Below are 22,130 nucleotides of genomic sequence, written 5' to 3' on the forward strand. Positions count from 1 at the left end.
GATTTAGTTCAGATAAAAAAGCGCACGATCTTCTCGTGCGCTTTTGCGTTTGTTACCGAATAACGATTAATGCATCGCTGTCTCTTTCTCACTTAAGTATTCAAACTCAAGCGTATCGTTGACCAGCGTTACTTTCACTGTACCGCCGTCAACTAAAGATCCAAACAACAGTTCGTTAGCTAAAGGCTTCTTAAGCTGTTCTTGGATAACACGCCCCATTGGGCGAGCCCCCATAGCTTTGTCATAACCTTTATGTGCTAACCAATGGCGAGCGTCTTGCGATACTTCCATTGAAACGCCTCTCGCATCAAGTTGCACTTGCAGTTCAACAATGAACTTATCAACCACTTGATGGATAACGCTTTCATCAAGGCTGTTAAACCAGATGATGTTATCAAGACGGTTACGGAACTCAGGAGTAAACACCTTCTTAATTTCCGCCATTGCATCGTGACTGTTGTCTTGTTGAATCAAACCAATTGATTTCTTCTCGGTTTCCGCCACACCTGCGTTAGTTGTCATAACAAGAATGACATTACGGAAGTCTGCTTTGCGACCATTGTTGTCCGTTAGCGTACCGTTATCCATGACTTGCAACAGCAGGTTAAAGATATCAGGGTGCGCTTTTTCAATCTCATCAAGTAATACGACTGAATGTGGGTGCTTAATAACAGCATCAGTTAGCAAACCACCTTGGTCATAACCGACATAACCAGGAGGCGCACCAATTAAGCGACTTACGGAGTGACGCTCACCATACTCAGACATATCAAAACGAAGTAGCTCGATACCTAGAAGCTTAGATAACTGCACTGTCACCTCTGTTTTACCAACCCCTGTTGGGCCTGCAAACAAAAATGAACCAACAGGTTTGTTGTCTACACCCAAACCTGCACGTGTCAGCTTGATCGCCTCGGACAATGCATCAATCGCATTATCTTGACCAAATACCAACATCTTCATTTTGCTATCTAAGTTTTTCAAAATGTCTTTATCTGAAGAAGAAACCGACTTCTCTGGAATTCGCGCCATTTTGGCAACCATTGATTCGATATCAGCCACTCCGACCGTTTTTTTACGACGGCTTGCAGGAGCAAGACGACTACGCGCACCAGCTTCATCAATGACATCAATGGCCTTATCTGGTAGATGGCGTTCATTAATGTATTTAGCCGACAGTTCTACCGCGGCACGCAGTGCTTTATTGGTATAACGTACTTCATGGTGAGCTTCGTACTTCGGCTTCAAGCCCATCAAGATTTTAGTTGTGTCATCTAATGAAGGCTCTACAACGTCTATCTTTTGGAAACGGCGAGACAACGCACGCTCTTTCTCGAAAATGTTGCTGTATTCTTGGTATGTCGTCGAACCAATACAACGCAACTTACCGCTACTCAAAAGAGGCTTAATAAGATTTGCTGCATCGACTTGACCACCAGATGCCGCGCCTGCACCGATGATGGTATGTATTTCATCGATGAACAAAATGGCATCTTCTTCTTTTTCAAGTTGTTTCAAAATCGCCTTGAAGCGCTTTTCAAAATCACCGCGATATTTGGTACCAGCGAGCAAAGAGCCAATATCTAGTGAATAAATCACGCTGTTTTGAATGACCTCAGGGACCTGCCCTTCGACAATTCGCCATGCAAGACCTTCCGCAATGGCTGTTTTACCAACCCCTGCCTCACCCACTAGTAGTGGATTATTCTTGCGGCGTCGACAAAGTACCTGAATAGTGCGCTCTAACTCTTTATCACGTCCAATGAGTGGGTCGATGTTTCCATCTTTAGCGACTTGATTAAGATTCGTCGCAAAGCTTTCTAGGCGTTCTTCAGAATTAGGCTCTTCAACACTTTCTGAGCTAAACGAGTCTGATGATGAATCCTCACCTGCACCTGATGCTTTAGTAATACCGTGGGAGATGAAGTTAACAATATCTAATCGGGAGATGTCATTTTTCTTCAGTAAGTAAGCGGCATGCGACTCTTGTTCACTGAAGATAGCAACAAGCACGTTGGCGCCTGTTACTTCATTACGACCAGACGACTGTACATGAAAGACGGCGCGTTGTAGTACACGTTGAAAACTCAAAGTCGGCTGCGTTTCACGCGTCTCATCACTATCTGGGATAAGAGGCGTAGTTTGATCGATGAAAATATCGAGTTCGTTGCGTAAAGCGTCAAGATCCGCCTTACAAGCTAGAAGGGCTTCCTTAGCTGCATCATTTTCCAACAATGCAAGTAGGAGGTGTTCGACAGTCATAAACTCGTGGCGTTTATCTCGCGCCCGAGCAAATGCACCGTTAAGGCTTGACTCTAGTTCTTTATTTAGCATAAGTACCTCCCGAAAAAACAACTGGGGTTGTTCGAGCAAGTCTTCTTTGTTTACGCTTGCTCCATAGTGCAAAGTAGCGGATGTTCATTTTCCCTTGCGTACATCGTAACTTGCGCTACTTTTGTTTCGGCAATTTCTGCGCTGTATGTGCCGCAGATTGCCTTTCCTTCATAGTGGACCTGAAGCATGATTTGAGTTGCTTTATCAATATCATGTGAGAAAAATCGCTCAAGCACCTCTATGACGAAATCCATAGGTGTATAGTCATCATTATTGAGTACGACATTGTACAGCTTAGGTGGCTGGACTTTCGTACTTTCTCGCTCCAGAAGATCAGAGTCCGGAGTGACCCATTCAAAATTTTTACTCATGGCAATCTAAAGATATCGTATCAAAGGGTTGATGTTTTCGACCTATAAAAACAATCTACCACAAGCGTGCAGCGCGGTGTAGTGAGTTATGGCACCGAATTCGATCTTTGATCGATAAAAGTTGCTACCTAATATAGAGACTAATGCACGTCTTGATACGGCGCAAATAAAAGATGCTTGTCGATAAGTTACACATTTTTTCTTATAAAAGAACTTTCTATTTATTGCTTTCGGACTATTGCAAACCACCCCATCATCTTCTATCTGGATCACACTTCCTCATTGAGAATACGGTAATTATCACGAAAACTTCATTTTTTATTCAGTCAGAGGATTCTTCTCCCATAAGCAACACGGACAGTATGGCTTTTTCAGTATGAGCCACTTCATAGGCAAATTGACTAAACTTCTGCGTATATACGAAAAACTGTTTGCAAATTTGTTAATCTCAAAAGTGATTTGTTTTCAATTATGTTTCTGTTTGTTGCTCACTGCTATTGACTGTCGAAATTCATTGACTACAGTGGAAAGTGTCGATGCATAAATCATCATTTTGAAACCTCTCTTCTTTAAGTGGTTTGATGAATGTGACTTATCATTGATTTGTCGTTTGTTGGCATTCGCTGACAATGGTAGTACCAAGTTAAAGGTATAACTTGGTTGCAGTAACAACATCAGTAAAAAATGCATGAGGGATGTAAAGCATGGCTACAGGTACAGTAAAGTGGTTTAACAATGCCAAAGGATTTGGGTTTATTTGTTCAGATGAAGAAGAGGGAGATATCTTTGCCCACTACTCAACTATCCAGATGGACGGTTATCGTACACTGAAAGCAGGCCAACAAGTCTCTTACGAGATTGAAAAAGGTCCCAAAGGCTGTCACGCGAGTAGCGTCGTGCCTCTTGAAGGCCAAACCAAATAATTAGAGCGCTGTCGAAATATAAAAATATTGCTCTCGAAACGCCACGTTGATGTTTTGAAGAGAAAAATAAACCCGCCAAGATAGCGGGTTTCTTACTATTTAGAGCACGTGTTACAAAAGGAACACTTACAACGCACTTACAGGATAGGAAACACGCCGAAAACGACGTGTTTTTACACTAACTTACTTGTTAATGATTGCGTTAAAGGTTTCGCTTGGACGCATCAATTTAGAAACCAATGCATCGTCTAGTAAGTAGTAACCTCCTAGCTCACCTTTCACGCCTTGCGCATTATTTAGCTCAGCAACGATCGTTTCTTCCTGCTCTGACAGCGCTTTTGCAATTGGTGCAAATTCAGCAGCAAGATCCGCATCATCCGTTTGCTCTGAAAGCGCTTTCGCCCAGTAAAGTGCAAGATAGAAGTGGCTTCCACGGTTATCTAGCTCACCCACTTTACGTGACGGAGATTTGTTGGTGTCTAAAAACTCACCGGTCGCTTTATCTAGTGTATCTGCGAGAACCTGAGCCTTAGGATTGTTTGTCGCTACACTTAAATGCTCTAACGAAGCTGCAAGCGCTAGGAACTCGCCCAAAGAATCCCAACGAAGGTGATTCTCTTTTTCTACTTGTTGAACGTGCTTAGGAGCAGAACCACCAGCGCCTGTTTCAAATAGACCACCACCATTCATCAATGGAACAATAGATAGCATCTTAGCAGACGTACCTAACTCGAGAATTGGGAACAAGTCTGTTAGGTAGTCACGAAGAACATTACCTGTAACAGAGATAGTATCTAGGCCCGCTTTCATACGCTCTAGTGAGTACTTACAAGCTTCAACAGGAGATAGGATCTTAATCTCTAGACCGTCAGTATCGTGATCTGGTAGGTAGGCGTTTACTTTCTTGATGAGCTCAGCATCGTGCGCGCGGTTTTCATCTAGCCAGAATACAGCTGGAACACCTGTTGCACGTGCGCGAGTCACTGCTAGTTTAACCCAATCTTGGATTGGTGCGTCTTTAACCTGACACATACGGAAGATATCACCTTCTTCAACCGCTTGCTCTAACAGTACGTTACCTGAAGCATCAACAACGCGAACAGTACCCGCAGCGTCTAGAATGAATGTCTTGTCGTGAGAACCATACTCTTCAGCTTTCTGAGCCATTAGACCAACGTTAGGTACGCTACCCATAGTGGTTGGATCAAATGCGCCGTGCTCTTTACAGAAATCAATAACCGCTTGGTAAATACCTGCGTAGCTACGATCTGGAATCATCGCTTTGGTGTCTTTTTGTTTACCATCTGGTCCCCACATTTGACCCGAAGAGCGAAGCATTGCTGGCATAGAAGCATCTACAATAATGTCACTTGGTACATGTAAGTTTGTGATACCACGATCAGAGTCAACCATCGCAAGTTCTGGTTGAGTTTGGTAAACCGCTTGAATGGCCGCTTCAATTTCTGCTTTTTGCGCTTCAGGTAGAGACTCAATTTTTGAGTAAACATCACCGATGCCATTGTTTACATCAACACCTAGCTCTTCAAACAGCTTACCGTACTTATCGAAAACGTCTTTGTAGTAAACTTTTACTGCATGGCCGAAAATGACAGGGTCAGAAACTTTCATCATCGTCGCTTTCATATGAAGAGACAGCAGCACGTCTTGTGCTTTCGCTTCAGCAATCTCTTTCTCGAAAAATTCAACCAACGCCTTCTTCTTCATTACTGAAGTATCAATGACTTCTTTATCTAGTAATGGGAACGCAGACTTAAGCTCTTTAACTGTACCATCATTACCGACAAACTCGATTTTGACCTCTGTTGCACCAGAGATAGTTGTAGACTTTTCGCTACCAAAGAAGTCATTGTCTGACATGCTCGCAACATGGGACTTAGATTCTGCTGACCATGCACCCATTGAGTGTGGGTTTTTCTTCGCGTAGTTCTTAACCGAAGTCGGAGCACGACGGTCTGAGTTACCTTCACGAAGTACTGGGTTAACCGCACTACCTTTGATTTTGTCGTAAGCCGCTTTAATCGCTTTCTCTTCGTACGTGCTCGGCTCTTCTGGGTAGTTTGGTAAATCGTAACCTTTCGCCTGAAGCTCTTTAATCGCCGCTTTAAGCTGAGGAACTGAAGCTGAAATGTTAGGTAGCTTGATGATATTTGCTTCTGGAGTTTGAGCTAGTTCACCAAGCTCAGTCAACGCATCGCCAATGCGCTGTTCTTCTTTTAGATGCTCTGGGAAGTTAGCGATAATTCGACCTGCTAGTGAAATATCACGAGTATCTACATTGATGCCAGACGATGCTGTGAATGATTGAATGATTGGTAGTAATGAATAAGTTGCTAGCGCCGGCGCTTCATCAGTGATGGTGTAGATAATTGTAGGTTTTTCTGTAGGCATGAAATTTCCCTATTTTTTAATCAACTTGTTGGCTGATCAACTCAGCGTCTGAGTTGGTTTAATTGACGCATTGCTGCGCGTTAGCAGTACATGTCTCCTCACTAACGCCACATGCGGTTCGCACTCTTTGTTGTAGTTTGAAGCTCTAAGCTCTGAATCCATGAGTGCACTGATATAATTAAACAAATAACACGAATTAGTCTATCATTCTGTGCGCGTTTGTTAGTTTTAGGCGCGCAAATCATATCCGATCATGAGAAAACTTAAAACTTTCAAACACAGTTCATTTACATTTTTGCAGGGTAGTTAACATGTCATCTCGTACAGGTCAGGAAAAAGGTCGCAGTCGTAACCAGTCTAAAACGGGCCATTTTAAACACTCAGGAGCTCGCAATGGCTCGAAGACTCGTACTCAGCAAGACCGCCGCCCTAATCGCCCAACAAAGAGCCAAAAGCCAAAAGTGCCCCCTAAAGATCGTAAAGTCATTATTTTCAATAAGCCTTACGATACGCTCAGTCAATTTACCGATGGCGATGGTCGCAAAACGTTAGCGGACTATATCCCGATCAAAAATGTCTATGCGGCTGGCCGATTGGACCGAGACAGCGAAGGTTTAATGGTACTCACTAACGATGGCATCTTGCAGGCGAAGCTAACGCAGCCAAAGTCAAAATCGCCGAAGACTTATTGGGTTCAAGTCGATGGCGCTCCTCAGGAGCAAGATCTTGAAAAATTGAGAAAGGGAGTAGAGCTAAAAGATGGTATGACTCTACCAGCCGAAGTTGAAGTTATTCCAGAACCACAAGTCTGGGACAGAACGCCTCCTGTTCGTTTTCGAGCAAATATCCCTACAACTTGGTTAGCCATTACCATTATTGAAGGAAGAAATCGTCAGGTGCGTCGCATGACTGCGCACATTGGCTTCCCTACCTTGCGCCTCATTCGTCATTCGATGGGTGATATCGTCCTTAACGACCTAATGCCTGGTGAATGGAGAGAAATCTCTCTCTAATAAGCAGAAAAGATAAAAGCAGGCTTAAAGCCTGCTTTTTAGATTCGTACTTTTTCAGTTAAGCCCTATCTAATGAACTAAGGGATTACTGCTCAGCAAGCCAGTTTTTAAAGGCCTCTTTTTCCGCCGGAGACGCTTTCTGGTACATCGTCTTTAATACATCAACCATTGGGCTGTCGTTCGATGCGGCTGTTGAACGGGTATCACTAGTCTCAACTCGAGGCTCGATATCACTTACTGATTGTTGATGCTGATTCACTGTTACATAGCTAACAGCAACACTCGCGATACCGCCAGCAATATTGTAGTTACGAGTTTCTTGAGGGTAATTACGACCAATTTGAACACCATCTGACTCTAATACATCTTCGACCAAAGCAATAGGTTGGCCTTTGGTATCCAGTAATTGCCAATCTAGAGGCGAGATGTTGTTTTGCGCTTGGCGAAGAGTTTTAAACTCTGGCAGTTCAAACGTTAGCTTTTCGTTTTCAGCATCAAATTTAGCAACGATTACATCACTGTAAACCGTCTTAAGGTTTTCGTTAATTTCGAATGTAGGTTGATATTTGAAGACAATTTGATTCGTTCCGTCAGGTAGTTCGATTGTCTTCTCACTAGAAAAAAGACCACCTTCTAGATCTGGCTTCTCCATGTTGACGGCCAATAACTTCACGTCTTCTGGAACCACTAAAGTCGTTGCAGCGTAGAGGTTTGTACTGGCAAAAATAGACAGTGCCATTGCCACTTTTAATGATAACTGCATAGAATTTTTCATCCTTATCTTCATAGTAAAAGACCCAGCATATAGCTGGGTCTTACAATATCAAACTGGGTATTGATTACCAGTAGAAACGAGCACCAACACCGAAGTTAGTTGCGTCGTCTGTGTCTTTGTTGTCGAAGTCAGTACCTTCGAAAGTGTAACCCGCTTCTGCGAATACACGTGCCCATTTAGAGAACTTGTATTCAACACCAGCGTAGAACCAAGAAGAGTCTGCGTCTACTTTACCTGCTTCGTCAGTAGACTGAGCTAGGTACTCGTAACCAGAGTATAGAGTTGTTTTAGGAGCGACAGCGAACATACCAGCTACAACGATGTAGTGTGAATCAACTGTTGATTTACCTAGCTTATCTTCGTTTTCGTTGTAGTAGTACGTAGCACCTAGAGTGTGCTCGTTTAGTGCGTACTCAGCAGTTACTTCAAAAGATAGGTTTTCGTTATCAGTACGCTCTGTGTGAGAAACTGTTTGCTCTACACCATTAAGAACTAGTTTTTTCTCTTTAGTTACGTTGATGTCGTTGTTCGCAGTAAGTACACCAGCGTGTAGAGATAGGTCGTTGAAAGATTTACCAACGAATACTTCTAGTACTTCTTCGTTAGAATCTTTTTCGCCTAGCGCGTAACCAGCTTTTAGCCAGAACGCGTCATTTTCGTAAGCGTATTTGATTTGAGAATCGTTGTTCCAAGCGTGACCGTATGCAGTTTCCGCTGCGTTACCACCGAAGAAGTAAGAGTAATCTGCGAAGTATACGTCATCAGCCCAAGTACCTTCTTTACCGAAGCGAAGAGTACCCATATCACCCATATCAAAACCGATGATGTGGCGACGTACGTATACAGAGTCATCTGTACGCTCGCTTGAATCAGCACCTGCGTCGTAGTTGTCACCTAGAGCAACACCGATTTCAACTTCACCCAGAACTTTTAGGCTTTCGTCAACAACGTAAACCGCGTTCACACCAGTACGAGAAGAGCTAGTGTTTAGCTCTGCTGTGTGATCAGTTTTTTCTGTGAATAGAAGAGTTGGACGTAGCTGACCGTAGAAATCTACAGAACCTTCTTCAGATTTGAATACTTCAGCTGCGTTCACTGAAGTTGCAGACGCAACTACAGCTAGTGCTAATAGAGTTTTTTTCATAATTAATCCACTGCCTTTTCTTAGTTCGGGATATCCTTGTCCGGTTCCCTTTTTTTATATGTTTGAGGTAGAGCGTTAACAAAACGTTATACAGCACCTCCTCAAAATCTGGAGCTAAGAGTGCAAAAGATTATTCTGGCTGTCAAATTTTCTAAATACCAATGTAAAAAAAACAAAATACCATTACAAAACAATAACTTGATAAGTTTACCTTTATTTATTCGACGAACATCTAACCAATCTCCATTATTATTTGTAATTTACAAAATTATTAACAAATGGTTTTTTAATCCAATAAGTAAATTTAAAAAAACAAAAAAAAGAATAAAAACCCACAAATCAGACCAAGTTGGAGTTTTATATTTTTCATATAATGAAATTAATTTCATTAAGATAAGGTTCAATATTTTTTTGTGAAGGAGATCTACATTCCTTATAAAAGCATTCCGTTTTGTGAACTACTGTACAACTAGTGATGTGTGCTACTATTCGCCTCCAACGCATTTGAGGCCCGTATGCTGACCAGTAACATTCAAAAATCGATTCGTAATAGCTATCAAAACCTTCAAGATCAACTTGATAACTTTGTGCCTAGAAGAGCACAAAACTACCTTGTTGCAGAGATTGCAAAAACGCTGTGCGGTCAGTATCACAAATCTAACCGAATACTCGTTGCAGAAGCAGGGACTGGAATTGGTAAATCGCTCTCCTATCTAATGGCGACCATTCCCGTGGCTGTACATAACAATAGAAAAGTGGTTATCTCAACGGCGACCGTCGCTCTGCAAGAGCAGCTCATAAATAAAGACCTCCCTCTTTTTCGTCGGATTACCGACCGAGAGTTTTCTTTTATTTTGGCAAAAGGCCGTCAACGCTATTGTTGTGCAGAAAAGCTCGCTACTGCTAGCGGTGCTGATGGTGGCCAGTTAGCCATGTTTGAAACCAAACCTAAGCAAAAAGATATAGAGCTGTTAGAAACAATGCATCGCTCTCTTGCGCAAGGTAAATGGGACGGTGACCGTGATTCTTGGCCTAAACCCATCGACGATAAGCTTTGGCAACTGATTGTCAGTGATAAACACAGTTGCAATAACAGTTTACCAGGCCACCGCGGCTGCCCATTCCAAAAAGCGCGCTCAGAGTTGGATAAAAACGATGTCATCATTGCTAACCACTCTCTCGTCATGGCAGACGCAGATTTAGGTGGCGGCGTGATTTTACCTGAGCCAGAAAATACGATATACGTCTTCGACGAGGCACATCACTTACCTCACGTCGCTCGTGACCATGCTTCAGCATCTGCGAGTTTAAAAGGTGCGGCAGCATGGCTTGAGAAGTTAAATCAGTCGATTAGTAAGTTTTCATCACTCGCAGACGAGAAACGCGTAGCTCGATTTCGCAACGACCTTCAAGACGCGGTTCAGAACTTGATACCGGCACTGACTCAATTGCCCAAACAGTTCGACCCAGCTCAATTTGAAGAGGGTATCTACCGCTTCGAACACGGTGAACTACCTGAGTGGCTAGAGAACCAATCCAAAGAACTAAAACAGTTCAGTAAAAAAGCAAATCAGAGCGTGGCAAAAATTGCCGACCTTATTGCGGAAAGAGTAAAAGACGGGGAGCTTGCGACAAGGTTGGCTGAACCAGCGCTTGCAGAGCTCGGTTTCTACATTCAAAGGTTAGAAAACCTAGCGCAAGTATGGCATTTAATGGCTGAACCAACTCGTGAAAAAGGTGCGCCTTTAGCTCGCTGGTTAGAAACCCACCCCGATCGCGAGGGTGATTTCATTGTGAGTGTTTCGCCACTTGAAATTGGATGGCAACTCGACCAACAGATTTGGAGCAGATGTATTGGCGCCATTTTGGTTTCCGCAACGATGCGTGCATTAAACTCTTTCCATTACTTTTGCCATCAGGTTGGTATTGATGGAAAACCAGAATCAGGCACTCAGTTTTTAGCGCTTGCGTCACCATTCGATTACCAAAACCAGGCAGAATTGCTCATCCCTGCGATGAAATATGAACCACCAGCGCCTCAATTTACTGAATATCTTATCGAGATATTGCCTAAGTACTTGGAAGACAAGAAAGCCAACTTAGTATTATTCTCATCCTATTGGCAGATGAACCAAGTCGCGAAGGCACTCTCTTCGGAGTTCATAAAAAAAGGCTGGGCGTTGCAAGTTCAAGGTGAAAGCTCACGTCAAGAAATTCTAAAAAAACATAAAAAGTTAATAGAATCAAATAAAACCAGCGTCTTATTTGGTACTGGCAGTTTCTCTGAGGGGCTAGACTTACCTGGCGAATTACTTGAAAACTTGGTGATTACAAAAATTCCATTTGGCGTTCCAACCTCCCCTGTTGAGCAGGCTCATTCCGAATACATTGAGAAAAAAGGAGGAAACCCGTTTATGCAAATAACTGTACCAGACGCAAGCAAAAAGCTGATCCAGAGCGTAGGTCGCTTACTGCGTAAAGAGAGAGATTCTGGTAGAGTAACGATTCTTGATCGACGCCTAGTCACTAAGCGATACGGACAAGCCTTAATCGACTCACTACCTCCATTTAAACGTAAAATAGAATATTAGAAGAATCACCATTTATGGAAATGATTGAGCCAACCATGCTGTTGGTGTTGGCGCTTGTCGCTTTTGTCGCTGGATTTATTGATGCAGTTGCCGGTGGTGGTGGCATGCTTACCGTACCTGCTCTACTGTCGCTGGGCTTGCCGCCTCATATTGCACTAGGCACCAATAAACTTGCCGCTACCTTTGCTTCTTCTACTGCGGCATTTACGTACTACAAAAAACGTCTATTCAAGCCTCAATGCTGGAGGCGTGCATTCGTGGCAACACTCGTCGGAGCGACATTAGGTACGCTATTTGTAGATGCGATTAGTACGGATTGGCTGGAAAAAGGATTGCCGCTTGTTATTTTGGCGGCAGCGTTGTATACCGTTTTTCATAAAACACCCCACTCTGCTCATCAAAGTCCAATACCCGAGCCTTGCCCAAAACTTCATAAAAAACAGTACATGCAAGGCTTATCCATAGGATTCTACGACGGACTCGCAGGGCCTGGAACTGGGGCTTTTTGGACAGTAAGTTCAATGGCGCTGTACCGGCTGAATATCTTGCTCGCCTCTGGCTTAGCAAAAGCAATGAACTTTACCAGTAACTTTACCTCTTTGATCACTTTTGCATTCCTCGGACATATCAACTGGGTGCTAGGCTTAACAATGGGAGTATGTTTAATGGCTGGTGCTTTTGTTGGCGCGCACTCCGCTATTAGATTTGGTTCTAAATTCATTCGTCCTGTATTTGTTACTGCCGTCAGCATACTAGCCATTAAATTGGCTTATGACGCATGGTTTGTAGGTTTGTCATGAACATTTCTCAACTCCAGGAAAATCTAGAACAAATGGCGAAGCAAGCCGCTGTTCTTGACCGTCAAAGAGGCGAACATCATGTTCCGCTTTTTGATGAGCGTTTATTTGGTTGCCGCTCTCGCTTACTTACTCCTTGCGTAAAAGAAGCAAAAGCCACGCTGGGTGCGATTGTGCGTGAGCAAAATGAAGGTAAGCTCACCGCTTTGCGTGCTGAGTACCTCACTGAACGGTTAGTGGCGCAAATCGGTGCGATTCAACGCGAGATTTCTACCACTAAAATTCGTAAGAATGAAATCAAACATAGCAGCCATTTCCGTAAGCCTATCAACGTGCTTTATCAGGAGCTCGCTCAACATCAAGAGTGGGCAAGACGCTTGCGCGAGATGGTGTTAGAAAAAGAACGTGCTGTCGAAAGCGCTCCTAGTTTTATGCGTGCCGACGCTCAAAAAGTATTACTAGCAACCGAGCAACGTTTAGCGCGTTGTGAAACAGCACTTCTTAAGCTAGAGAACCAAATTACACATAGGGAAAAACATCAATAATGGCTGATCAACCAACCTCGCCTTTAGATGACGCACCTGAAGAGATCAAACTGGCTGTCGATTTAATCTATTTGCTTGAGAGCAATGAGATAGATCCAGAAGTTGCGCTTAACGCTTTAAAGATCGTGCAAAACGACTTAGAAAACAAATTAAAAGCAAAGTAGCTCAGAGCGTTTCACTCCTTTCACCGAGACTCGTTTTCAGTGCTCTTACACAATGATACTATTCATAAAAAGTACGCCCCCAAAAAGGATAAATAATGAAAGTAATCAGCTTTAACATCAATGGACTACGTGCGCGACTGCACCAACTCCAAGCGCTAATCGACAAACACCAACCTGATGTGATTGGTCTTCAGGAAATTAAAGTTCACGATGAAGCATTCCCGATTGAAGCTGTCGAAGCCATGGGCTACAAAGTGTATTTTCATGGTCAAAAAGCACATTACGGCGTAGCAATGCTTTGTAAGCAAGAGCCTCTACACGTACAAAAAGGGTTCCCGACGGATAACGAGGAACATCAAAAGCGCATGATCATGGCAACGTTTTTAAATGAAAACGGCGAAAAGGTCACTGTACTAAACGGCTATTTCCCTCAAGGGGATAACATCAGCCACGAAACCAAATTCCCATACAAGCGCCAATTCTATAAAGATCTGATGACCTACCTAAACGATCATCACAATAACGACGAGCAATTGATTGTTATGGGTGACATCAACATCAGCCCTATTGATGCAGATATCGGTATCGGCGAGCCAAACCGTAAACGTTGGCTAAAAACAGGTAAATGTTCATTCCAACCTGAAGAACGCGAATGGTTGAAAACCTTACTAGACTGGGGCTTTGTGGACACCTTCCGTAAGCTATACCCAGAGGTGAACGATCAATTTTCGTGGTTTGACTACCGTTCTCGCGGTTTTGATGATAACCGTGGCCTACGAATTGATGTCATTTTGGCAACCCCTTCTCTAGCGGAAAAGTGTATTGAATCTGGTATCGACTATGAGCTTCGTGGTATCGAGAAGCCTTCAGATCACGCACCAATCTGGTCAACATTTAAGTAATATATTGCAAAGCTATAAGCGAGACTCAACGCTAAGCTTAATCCAATAAAAAGGGAGACTCAGTCTCCCTTTTTCATACAAATTACCATTTAATCACTGATTCAGCGGCCAAACCGTTTGACCATCAACAGTTATCGGTGTTTGTGCAAATTCGTTCAGACAGTAGCCTGTATTACTACTTGCAAAGTAAGTGAGCGGCATCGGCGGTAGATTCAGCGCCACAACCTGCTGTTTCGCTTTTTCTGTGAGCGAGAACCCCCACATATCGAGATAGTTAGTCATATCTCGCTGAGAGATGTAGCTCAGAGCAATAAGCAACCAGTCGTTGTTCGAGATGCTATTTGCTTCTTCCCGAGAGTAGTTGGCGAAACCAATACTCAATCGTCTCTCATCCCAAAGCGCATCGTCCGATTTTAAGCGGTTAAACTCACGTTCAATCAGGTGCAAGCGCGCCAATAAATGCCAACCATTTTTAAGCACACCTTCATGCTGCGCCGCCATCATCATTTGAATGTAAACACGAGCGCCCCAACTCCAACTGGTTTGATTTTGCGCAGCCATGTATGCGTTTGGATCCGCTTGAGTTCGGCTAGCTTGCAATAATTCAAACTGGCCTTTGAAATCCAAGCTTTGGCAAGTTGAAACTTTTCCCGTATTCTGGAAGAAACGAGACTTACTGTAATACGAGTAGTAATTGGTCGTTGAATGCCCTTCCCAGCCTGAAAATCGGAATCGACCTTTTTCTAAACCATGACCAAGCTCATGTAAATCACCGTGACCGAGTGGGCTGAATGACCAGTAAGCATCGTAAGGGTTACCCGAACAACCATAACCACACGTCGCTTGGTCAGCGTTCATGTGCTTCACTATATCAATATTGGCGATTTCCCAACCTTGGTTTTGGGCGTATTGAATAATTTCAGGCACTTCATCTATGCCCGGCCCTTGGAAACCTGCCAGCACATGCGGGTAGTTGTGAACATATTCTTCTGTTGCAAGCGCCATTTCCGAAGGGGTAGACCACATTTCATCGTTGACCGACTCCAACATTTTGTCGCGCTTTGAGTGTACTTCAAACCCAGGAGTGATCAGCTCAGCCCAATCGAATAAATTGGCTTCTAACTGTTGAATAAAAGCGTCGTTGTCCTTCTCACTTCTCCAAACTGGATGCTGTGCCACATGATTAAATTTCAGTTCAACCGGAACATCATTTTTGTCAAAGTGAACCTGTACTGGACCACCATAAGGAGAAGTCAGCGTGATGGTTTCACCCGGCTTCACTTCATAGCCGAATGAAGTCAGCAGTTTTGGTCGCGTGTATCCATCTTTGCTGAACTCATGAGTTGCACCACTTCTTAAAGTGTTGATGACAATCTTAGTCGCCACATCATTGCTGTCATTACGTTTAACCGTAAAGGTTTCCCCAGGAAGTGCATACACACCAGCCGAACGGAAGTTACGCTTTGATTCCATATTAATCGTTGCACTGATTCTCTTTATGTCAGGGCTAAACTCACTACGGCTGAAGTTCCCCATATTTGGTTGTTTTGGGTTTACGCTTCGGCTGTTGTATTGCACGTAATCGGCAAAGTACGACTTTAGGAATTCGGTCATTTGGGTTGATTGTTTGTCCATCGGGAAGACAACCGTTTGACGATAATGATCAGCCAGCAATACCATGAGTTTTTCGTATTGGTAGCCGTTTTGATTAAACAAATCTACTTTTTGTTCATCAAGCTTTTGCAACCAATGGCGAATGCTGTTTGCCCCTGCATAAAATTGACTGTCCATATTCGCAGTGTCAGGGCAGGATTTGTCATCACACTTTGACAAGTCAACGTTGAAATTTTGAGATTCAAAACGAGACAACAACGCTTGTTGTGTAGTAACAGAATCCGGCACAACGTTCATCAACGATGAAGGTTCCCAGTCGACCAAGCCTAACTTACGCCAATAGTTATCTCCCACATAATCAACATGGAATTTTTCCAAAATGTCTTGGCCAAGATCAGTTAGTCCTCCATCCCAATGCAGGTATAGAACAGGAATTTGGGCTTGCTCAGCGTATTCCAAAGCTTCGAGTACTGGTTTGTTGGTATCTCCAGATTGCAGATGCTGTGACAAGATCAATAAGTTTGGAGTATTGGTTTGCAAGCAGCTAAGTAGCTTCGAACCATCGCATAGGTTGGCCTCGTTAAACGCCAGCTCTTGTGAAACATTGTCTTTCAGCCAATTCCGAGTCGCTTGCTCATCCGGAAAGTAATAAGACTGATCCATTTGCGCGATGACGACGTTTGAAGTAACTCCGCCCGACAACCAAGTGACCAGGTTACTTAACCATTGCGTCATCGCCGCGTTGGAAGAGTCGGGAAAACGTTGTGCCGTTCTAAATGGGTTACTACCTAATAGTGCGTAACGTTGACCATTAGACTTTTCCCCGGCAACGCCAATTGACAGCGCTTGATCTTTGTAACCGCTTGCCATGGCCTTATTGGTCATCAAGATGGTGTCGTTGAAGCCATACTGAGGTGCCAAGATCGCGGCATCATGGGTTGGATCCCAATAAAGACCTGAAAGGTTTTTCGCAATTGCAGATTTGATCGTATTCGACTGCATCTTGTGGTCTTCTACAACCTGACGACTTTCTCGAATGAAATCGCTCGGGTCAGAAACGAGCAGTGCATTACCAGTTTCAAGAGCTTGTTGAACTGGAGCTGGCGTTGGTTTTACTTGAGCATTAGGTTGTGATTCTCCCTCTCCCCCACCACATCCTGTGGCTAAGGCGGCAATGCCCAACGATAGAATTGTTTTTTTCATTTTTACTTACTAAACAATGAGTTTATCGAATGTTAATGTAAGTTAATGAATAATAAGAAAGAGTCTTTTACATCGGCTGGAAAAATAGGAATGAAGATAACAAAATTATCAAAAGCAATAGCACCCACTCCGGTGCTATTGCCTCTATTGATAATTAGCTTAAAGGACGTAGATAAGCTAAGAAACGCTTCTCTGCCACTTTGAAACACCACAAAATCATAAACGTCAGTGCCATGTAGAACAGCCCCGCCGTCAGGAAAGACTCAAATGGTGCATAGTAGCGCGAGTTAACTAGACGCGCAGCACCAGTTAAATCCATGATGGTAACGATGCCCGCGACTGCACTTCCGTGCAGCATAAATATGACCTCGTTGGAATAAGCTGGTAATGCTCGACGCAATGCACTCGGCAAGATAATACGTCTGTATGTCATAAACTTACTCATGCCATAGGCTTTCGCAGCTTCCACCTCACCTTTCGGCAAACCATTAATCGCACCACGAATAATTTCTGCGGTGTAAGCCGATGTATTCAGAATAAAAGCGACCAAAGCACAGAACCAAGCGTTCTCCCACAAGGTATCTTTCACAGGGAAAAACTGATCCATGCCGTAGTAAATCAAATACAGCTGAACCAATAGCGGCGTTCCACGGAAAAAGTAAATGAATCCCCAAGAAGGTAAGCTTAGAGCGTAATTGGTACTATTGCGTGCCACGGCTAATGGGATAGAGACACACAAGCCAATAACCAACGCTAATCCCACTAACCAAACTGTTGTCCAAAGTCCCTGAAGATAAGTTGGAAAGCTTTCAATAATCAAAGAAAAGTCCATAACTTACCTCGCATGAATACTGAACTTACGCTCAACAAGCTTGAGTAGCCCGGTCGAAACGCTGGTAAAAAATAGAAAGATGAGCGCGACAGCCATGTAAAAGGTGAACGGCATTTTCGTTGTACCTGCTGCCAATGAGCTCATTCTCACCATGTCATCCAGACCAATAATGGAAACTAACGCTGTGGTCTTAAGTAACACTAACCAGTTATTACCAAATCCAGGTAATGCATGACGAATCATCTGAGGAAGTAAGATTCTTCTAAACGATAAAGCAGAACTCATCCCATAAGCTTTCGCCGCTTCTAATTCACCCTTGTCCACCGCCATGATCGCTCCACGAAAAGTCTCCGCCATGTAGGCGCCAAAGATAAAACCAATCGTGAGTACACCAGCTATAAATGGGCTGACATCAATATAATCAGGTAAGTAAGACGTCCATTCATGGTTTGGATCACTCGAGGCAAACCACTCGTTGAGCGTTTCGTTGATGGAGTAAAGGCTGTTATTTAAAAGTATTTGTCCACCAAAGAAAATTAGCATCATCAGAACCAAATCTGGAATGCCGCGAATAACGGTGGTGTAAAGAGTGGCAATCGCCCTTGCCCATTTGTAAGGTGCTAACTTAGCTAATGCGCCAAGCATGCCTAAGACCATGGCGAGAATGAGTGAAAGCACTGCAACTTCTATTGTTACTAAAGCTCCCTTCAAAATCGAAGCTTCGTATCCTTGTAAATCTAGCATAGGTGAGTTCCTAATCCCTAAACTCAAAAAATCGACCGTTGACTACTTCTAGGAACAAGCCAACGGTCGCTTAATTACGGTTTATTCACCGTACACATCGTAGTTAAAGTATTTACCAGCAATTTCTTGGTAAACACCTTTCTCACGTAGTGAAATAATTGCTGCGTCGAGTTTCTTCGTCAGATCTTTGTCTTGTTTACGAACAGCGATACCCATACCTTCGCCAAACCATTTTGGATCGGTTAACGATGGTCCAACAAACTCATAAGCTTCGCCACCTGCTTTGTTGATCACACCCTCTTCTAGAGCAGACGCATCACCTAAAACGGCAGCAATTCGACCATTTTCTAGATCAAGATACGCTTCATCAAAAGAGCCATAACGCACAATTTCAACATCATCGCCGTAGTTGTCAGTTAAGTACTTGTCATGTGTCGTCGCACGTTGCACGCCAATTTTGACATCTTTAAGATTATCAAAATCTAGACCAGCACCTTTCTTAGCGATAAATTTATTTGGGATTTGTGCGTACTTGCCAGTGAAATCGACTTTTTTCTTGCGCTCTTCAGTGATAGACATTGCTGCGATGATGGCATCGTACTTACGTGCAAGAAGAGAAGGGATAATACCATCCCAATCTTGAGCGACGATTTTGCACTTCACTTGCATCTCTTCACAGAGTGCATTTGCCATATCTACGTCAAAGCCTTTTATTGAGCCATCAGTTTCTGTCCAGCTAAACGGAGGGTAAGCACCTTCGATACCAAAGCGAACTGTTTTCCATTCTTTCGCTTGGGCAACACCTGATACTGCCGTTGCAGCAATCGTTGCTGCTAATAACCACTTTTTCATTTCCATACTCCTGTGATTGCTATTTTATTTCGTTTTGTTTGTTGTGTTGGCTTAGGAGGCAATAGTCTGCCGCCTAACAAATATTAGTAAATGGATGAGATAAACTGCTGTAATCGTTCTGAATCCGGGTTTGTAAATAGCTTAGCTGGATTTCCCTGTTCTTCCACTAAGCCTTGATGTAAAAACATCACATGGTTTGATACGTCACGCGCAAACGCCATTTCGTGCGTGACCACCAGCATAGTTCGCCCTTCATCTGCCAAATCTCTCATTACCCCCAGAACTTCTCCTACAAGTTCTGGGTCAAGCGCAGAAGTTGGCTCGTCAAACAACATCACCTCTGGGTCAACTGCTAGCGCACGGGCAATAGCTGCACGTTGCTGCTGGCCACCAGATAAGTGCCCAGGGTAATAATCTTTACGCTCATACAAGCCTACTTTCTTAAGCAAGACTTCTGCATTTTCAATCGCTTGAGCTTTTGGCACGCCTAAGACATGAACAGGCGCCTCAATCACGTTTTCTAGTACGGTTAGGTGAGACCAGAGGTTGAAACCTTGGAAAACCATTGCCAGGCGTGAACGAATACGTTGGACTTGCTTTTCATTAGCAGGAACAGATTCATCTGCTCTGTTGTTTTTCATTTGGATTAATTCACCATTTACCCAAATTTCGCCCGCGGTAGGCGTTTCTAGCAAGTTGATACATCTGAGAAAGGTACTCTTACCTGAGCCGGAAGAGCCAATGATGGAGATAACATCTCCTTTGTGCGCGGCAAGTGAAATGCCTTTTAAAACTTCATTTTGTCCAAATGTTTTGTGCAGGTCTTTTATATCTAGCGCTGGTACATCATTCATGCGCCCTACTCCCTGTGTTTTTGTCACTGCAATTAAGGGACTCCGCCCTCTCTAATTCGGAACAAATTAGCACCGCCCTTTGAAACTTGCAACAAATTATTAACCTAAATAATTCGAATAGAAAGATACGATAGACAAATTAATATGCAATATATAGCAACATATTCTTCAAAAGTTGAATATTAAATATAAAAAAGCCCCTTTCAAAGGGGCTTAATAAATTTACAAAAGTGTTAATTGAAACCTATTCGAGGTCGCAATGAATTAATTAAAACGACTGACTACCAACGAGTTTGAAGTACGTAATGTCACCTCATTTTCTAAGCCTTCTTTTTCAGAAGTAATGATGCCATCTAGGTCTTCATCTAGTTCAGGCTCTGACGCTTCACCATTGGAGAAGAAGCTCATGAAAACTTTAGAATCAATATTACTATCTTCATTCACTACCAAAGCAGTGCGATTAAAATCGTCCGAAGCTGAAACTTTCAAACCGTTAACGGCCGATGTTGGGAAGTTGTAGTAATGCAATTCTGGAACAACAACAGAATCACTATCACTTGTTGTGAAAATGCGATGTGTGACCCTGTAGTCGCCTGAAGTTGCAAAGTAAGCGACACGAGTAAAGCCTTCAGTAGACGATGTTAAGCCCATGTCCAGATCAATCACGGACTCTGCACTTCCTTGCGTTGATACACTTGGTTTTGTGTTCGGCAGGTTATCAATATTTAAGTAAGCACTCGGATCAACGTCAATATCCCATCCGTCAGAGATCGTTTCGTTAAGTAGAGACTCCCAACCATTAACTTGATTCTCTGAGAACGCCATGTATACCCAAGTTTCTTTATTCGTTGCACTAGGGCGATTATATTCAACGGCCGTTTTATCCAGCTTCAACGCGTCATATGCAAAGCCGTTAGTAACAAAGCCAATGTTGAGCGAGTCGTAAGTATAGTCAGAAGACGAATAAATGTTTGACGTATTATCCGCTCTAACTAAGGCTATCTCACCAGTTCCCCACGAACCAATACCATACTGGTAAAGCGCTTTGTCGCTTGAACCTGATTCATACTGAAACAATGCCGTTGGTTCACCTTTAAGCCCCATCAGTTCATCAGTAGGCAACATATCAGGGTTCGGAGACGTGAAAATATCGGTTTGCGAGACAAAGTTGTAATCTCCGCCACCTGATTCAGCGTTTCGGTAATCTAAGTTAGTAAACTTATTGCTTGCTAAGTTACCGCCAGTAAAGCATTTGTTCAAAGAGTCTCGGTTTAGTGCAAAAGTAGCATTACGTAGTTTCTTATCTTGCAAGAACTCTTTTGAAAACGTGTTTACGCGAGCTTCTTTGCCGTTAAATTCTATTGCTTGAAACGTTACAAAGCCGCCGTCAGGGATATCTTCAAGATAAAACTTAAAGTTATCAGTGGTAGGTTTGATAATGTCTCCGGATCTTTTGCCATCGGCATCAGAGTAGTAACCGATAACATAGTTGGTCACTTGCTCTTTTGACGCTGCACTGTAGGTTAAAACCGTTTTATCGCCGTTCAGCTCAGTTTTGTGGTCATATACAGTACAACCTTTCGTAGTTGCTTCACTTTCAGTCATTGTTGCTGGTATAGCAAAATCAAAAGTAAACGCAGTTTTCGGCGCTGCACCACCGCCACCGCCGCCACCGCCGCCGCAACCGACCATTAACCCTGAGATGATTGCCACTAGTGGCAGTACTTTAAGCTGTTTCATGTCTTTTTCCTAAACTGAGCGGCAATGATTAGCCAAAAAATTGTCTTTGCTCTGTCCAAAGCAAGAATAAAGCCAGCTTTATATAATCACCGTGAATATTGACATTTAATCTGCATCTCGTGAAAAAGGACAAAAAGTTCTAATTTTATGCAACTTGTGTAATGAAATTACACAAGATCTCCGCATCTCATTCGCATGCCAGAAACTTTCTGTAGTTTTATTTCACAACCATTCTTAAAGTGATCTAAATCAATCACCCTAAATGGCTATCTTGCTAGACTCCTGCCAAAAGATGAGGCTTTTTTTGTGCCTCAACACAATAA

At 43.2% G+C, this 22,130-nt stretch carries 18 protein-coding genes; 7 read left to right on the top strand and 11 right to left on the bottom strand.

All coding sequences use genetic code 11. The features are described 5' to 3' along the window. Positions 1-66: 66 nt before the first annotated feature. On the bottom strand, positions 67-2,334 hold the full coding sequence (gene clpA / locus R8269_RS08510) for an ATP-dependent Clp protease ATP-binding subunit ClpA (RefSeq protein WP_005387879.1): 2,268 nt from the start codon (positions 2,332-2,334) through the stop codon (positions 67-69). A 50-nt stretch (positions 2,335-2,384) separates the two neighbouring features. Further along, a complete protein-coding gene (clpS, locus tag R8269_RS08515) occupies positions 2,385-2,705 on the bottom strand; it encodes an ATP-dependent Clp protease adapter ClpS (protein ID WP_005378419.1) in 321 nt (106 codons plus the stop codon). Positions 2,706-3,409: 704 nt separating this feature from the next. Between clpS and cspD the strand changes: the two genes are divergently transcribed. Beyond that, a complete protein-coding gene (cspD, locus tag R8269_RS08520) occupies positions 3,410-3,628 on the top strand; it encodes a cold shock domain-containing protein CspD (RefSeq protein WP_213910983.1) in 219 nt (72 codons plus the stop codon). A gap of 183 nt (positions 3,629-3,811) precedes the next feature. On the opposite strand, the gene R8269_RS08525 is transcribed toward cspD, so the two are convergent. Beyond that, the gene (locus tag R8269_RS08525) at positions 3,812-6,037 is read right to left on the bottom strand and encodes an NADP-dependent isocitrate dehydrogenase (RefSeq protein WP_005378404.1); all 2,226 of its coding nucleotides are present in this window, start codon (positions 6,035-6,037) and stop codon (positions 3,812-3,814) included. Between the two features lie 311 nt (positions 6,038-6,348). Here R8269_RS08525 and R8269_RS08530 point away from each other — a divergent pair, with 311 nt between their 5' ends. Beyond that, entirely contained in the window at positions 6,349-7,050 is a 702-nt protein-coding gene (locus R8269_RS08530; protein ID WP_042522115.1) for a pseudouridine synthase, read from the top strand. An 85-nt stretch (positions 7,051-7,135) separates the two neighbouring features. Here the strand turns inward: R8269_RS08530 and R8269_RS08535 are convergent, their stop codons facing one another. Next, positions 7,136-7,813 carry a DUF2057 family protein gene (locus R8269_RS08535; RefSeq protein WP_017820027.1) on the bottom strand — a complete coding sequence of 226 codons (678 nt, stop codon included), beginning with the start codon at positions 7,811-7,813 and terminating at the stop codon, positions 7,136-7,138. A gap of 76 nt (positions 7,814-7,889) precedes the next feature. Further along, on the bottom strand, positions 7,890-8,969 hold the full coding sequence (locus R8269_RS08540) for a porin (RefSeq protein ID WP_005378424.1): 1,080 nt from the start codon (positions 8,967-8,969) through the stop codon (positions 7,890-7,892). A 515-nt stretch (positions 8,970-9,484) separates the two neighbouring features. Here R8269_RS08540 and dinG point away from each other — a divergent pair. The 5 genes from dinG to xthA all read left to right on the top strand — a co-directional run bounded on the left by dinG (position 9,485) and on the right by xthA (position 13,968). Then, positions 9,485-11,560: an ATP-dependent DNA helicase DinG gene (gene dinG, locus R8269_RS08545; protein ID WP_017634733.1), complete on the top strand. Its 2,076-nt coding sequence runs from the start codon at positions 9,485-9,487 to the stop codon at positions 11,558-11,560. A 14-nt stretch (positions 11,561-11,574) separates the two neighbouring features. Then, complete coding sequence (locus tag R8269_RS08550) at positions 11,575-12,360, top strand: sulfite exporter TauE/SafE family protein (protein ID WP_115385848.1); 786 nt, start codon at positions 11,575-11,577, stop codon at positions 12,358-12,360. Then, a complete protein-coding gene (locus R8269_RS08555) occupies positions 12,357-12,902 on the top strand; it encodes a primosomal replication protein (RefSeq protein ID WP_017820026.1) in 546 nt (181 codons plus the stop codon). The genes R8269_RS08550 and R8269_RS08555 overlap by 4 nt, the downstream gene beginning before the upstream one ends. Next, positions 12,902-13,066, top strand: coding sequence for a pleiotropic regulatory protein RsmS (gene rsmS / locus R8269_RS08560; RefSeq protein WP_005378432.1), 165 nt, complete (start codon positions 12,902-12,904; stop codon positions 13,064-13,066). Before R8269_RS08555 ends, rsmS begins: the two co-directional genes overlap by 1 nt. Positions 13,067-13,161: 95 nt before the next feature. Next, on the top strand, positions 13,162-13,968 hold the full coding sequence (gene xthA / locus R8269_RS08565; RefSeq protein WP_005378433.1) for an exodeoxyribonuclease III: 807 nt from the start codon (positions 13,162-13,164) through the stop codon (positions 13,966-13,968). Positions 13,969-14,061: 93 nt separating this feature from the next. On the opposite strand, the gene R8269_RS08570 is transcribed toward xthA, so the two are convergent. From R8269_RS08570 to R8269_RS08595, 6 genes are all read right to left on the bottom strand, one after another. After that, positions 14,062-16,785, bottom strand: a complete 2,724-nt coding sequence (locus R8269_RS08570) for an ImpA family metalloprotease (RefSeq protein WP_318222508.1) — start codon at positions 16,783-16,785, stop codon at positions 14,062-14,064. Positions 16,786-16,939: 154 nt separating this feature from the next. After that, positions 16,940-17,617, bottom strand: a complete 678-nt coding sequence (locus tag R8269_RS08575; RefSeq protein ID WP_005378435.1) for an ABC transporter permease — start codon at positions 17,615-17,617, stop codon at positions 16,940-16,942. A gap of 3 nt (positions 17,618-17,620) precedes the next feature. Beyond that, positions 17,621-18,361 (bottom strand): ABC transporter permease, encoded by a 741-nt coding sequence (locus R8269_RS08580; protein WP_005378436.1) that lies wholly within the window; start codon positions 18,359-18,361, stop codon positions 17,621-17,623. 81 nt (positions 18,362-18,442) lie between these two features. Next, positions 18,443-19,213: an ABC transporter substrate-binding protein gene (locus R8269_RS08585; protein WP_005378437.1), complete on the bottom strand. Its 771-nt coding sequence runs from the start codon at positions 19,211-19,213 to the stop codon at positions 18,443-18,445. 83 nt (positions 19,214-19,296) lie between these two features. Beyond that, entirely contained in the window at positions 19,297-20,067 is a 771-nt protein-coding gene (locus R8269_RS08590) for an ABC transporter ATP-binding protein (protein ID WP_203345775.1), read from the bottom strand. A gap of 264 nt (positions 20,068-20,331) precedes the next feature. Beyond that, entirely contained in the window at positions 20,332-21,807 is a 1,476-nt protein-coding gene (locus R8269_RS08595; RefSeq protein WP_017820023.1) for a hypothetical protein, read from the bottom strand. Positions 21,808-22,130 lie beyond the last annotated feature (323 nt).

The sequence above is a fragment of the Vibrio sp. Vb0667 genome (assembly GCF_033391095.1).

What these genes read in the sequence shown, in the direction of transcription:
- clpA (WP_005387879.1), bottom strand. Translation starts at nt 2,334, where the DNA reads ATGCTAAATAAAGAACTAGAGTCAAGCCTTAACGGTGCATTTGCTCGG.
- clpS (WP_005378419.1), bottom strand. Translation starts at nt 2,705, where the DNA reads ATGAGTAAAAATTTTGAATGGGTCACTCCGGACTCTGATCTTCTGGAG.
- cspD (WP_213910983.1), top strand. Translation starts at nt 3,410, where the DNA reads ATGGCTACAGGTACAGTAAAGTGGTTTAACAATGCCAAAGGATTTGGG.
- R8269_RS08525 (WP_005378404.1), bottom strand. Translation starts at nt 6,037, where the DNA reads ATGCCTACAGAAAAACCTACAATTATCTACACCATCACTGATGAAGCG.
- R8269_RS08530 (WP_042522115.1), top strand. Translation starts at nt 6,349, where the DNA reads ATGTCATCTCGTACAGGTCAGGAAAAAGGTCGCAGTCGTAACCAGTCT.
- R8269_RS08535 (WP_017820027.1), bottom strand. Translation starts at nt 7,813, where the DNA reads ATGCAGTTATCATTAAAAGTGGCAATGGCACTGTCTATTTTTGCCAGT.
- R8269_RS08540 (WP_005378424.1), bottom strand. Translation starts at nt 8,969, where the DNA reads ATGAAAAAAACTCTATTAGCACTAGCTGTAGTTGCGTCTGCAACTTCA.
- dinG (WP_017634733.1), top strand. Translation starts at nt 9,485, where the DNA reads ATGCTGACCAGTAACATTCAAAAATCGATTCGTAATAGCTATCAAAAC.
- R8269_RS08550 (WP_115385848.1), top strand. Translation starts at nt 11,575, where the DNA reads ATGGAAATGATTGAGCCAACCATGCTGTTGGTGTTGGCGCTTGTCGCT.
- R8269_RS08555 (WP_017820026.1), top strand. Translation starts at nt 12,357, where the DNA reads ATGAACATTTCTCAACTCCAGGAAAATCTAGAACAAATGGCGAAGCAA.
- rsmS (WP_005378432.1), top strand. Translation starts at nt 12,902, where the DNA reads ATGGCTGATCAACCAACCTCGCCTTTAGATGACGCACCTGAAGAGATC.
- xthA (WP_005378433.1), top strand. Translation starts at nt 13,162, where the DNA reads ATGAAAGTAATCAGCTTTAACATCAATGGACTACGTGCGCGACTGCAC.
- R8269_RS08570 (WP_318222508.1), bottom strand. Translation starts at nt 16,785, where the DNA reads ATGAAAAAAACAATTCTATCGTTGGGCATTGCCGCCTTAGCCACAGGA.
- R8269_RS08575 (WP_005378435.1), bottom strand. Translation starts at nt 17,617, where the DNA reads ATGGACTTTTCTTTGATTATTGAAAGCTTTCCAACTTATCTTCAGGGA.
- R8269_RS08580 (WP_005378436.1), bottom strand. Translation starts at nt 18,361, where the DNA reads ATGCTAGATTTACAAGGATACGAAGCTTCGATTTTGAAGGGAGCTTTA.
- R8269_RS08585 (WP_005378437.1), bottom strand. Translation starts at nt 19,213, where the DNA reads ATGAAAAAGTGGTTATTAGCAGCAACGATTGCTGCAACGGCAGTATCA.
- R8269_RS08590 (WP_203345775.1), bottom strand. Translation starts at nt 20,067, where the DNA reads ATGAATGATGTACCAGCGCTAGATATAAAAGACCTGCACAAAACATTT.
- R8269_RS08595 (WP_017820023.1), bottom strand. Translation starts at nt 21,807, where the DNA reads ATGAAACAGCTTAAAGTACTGCCACTAGTGGCAATCATCTCAGGGTTA.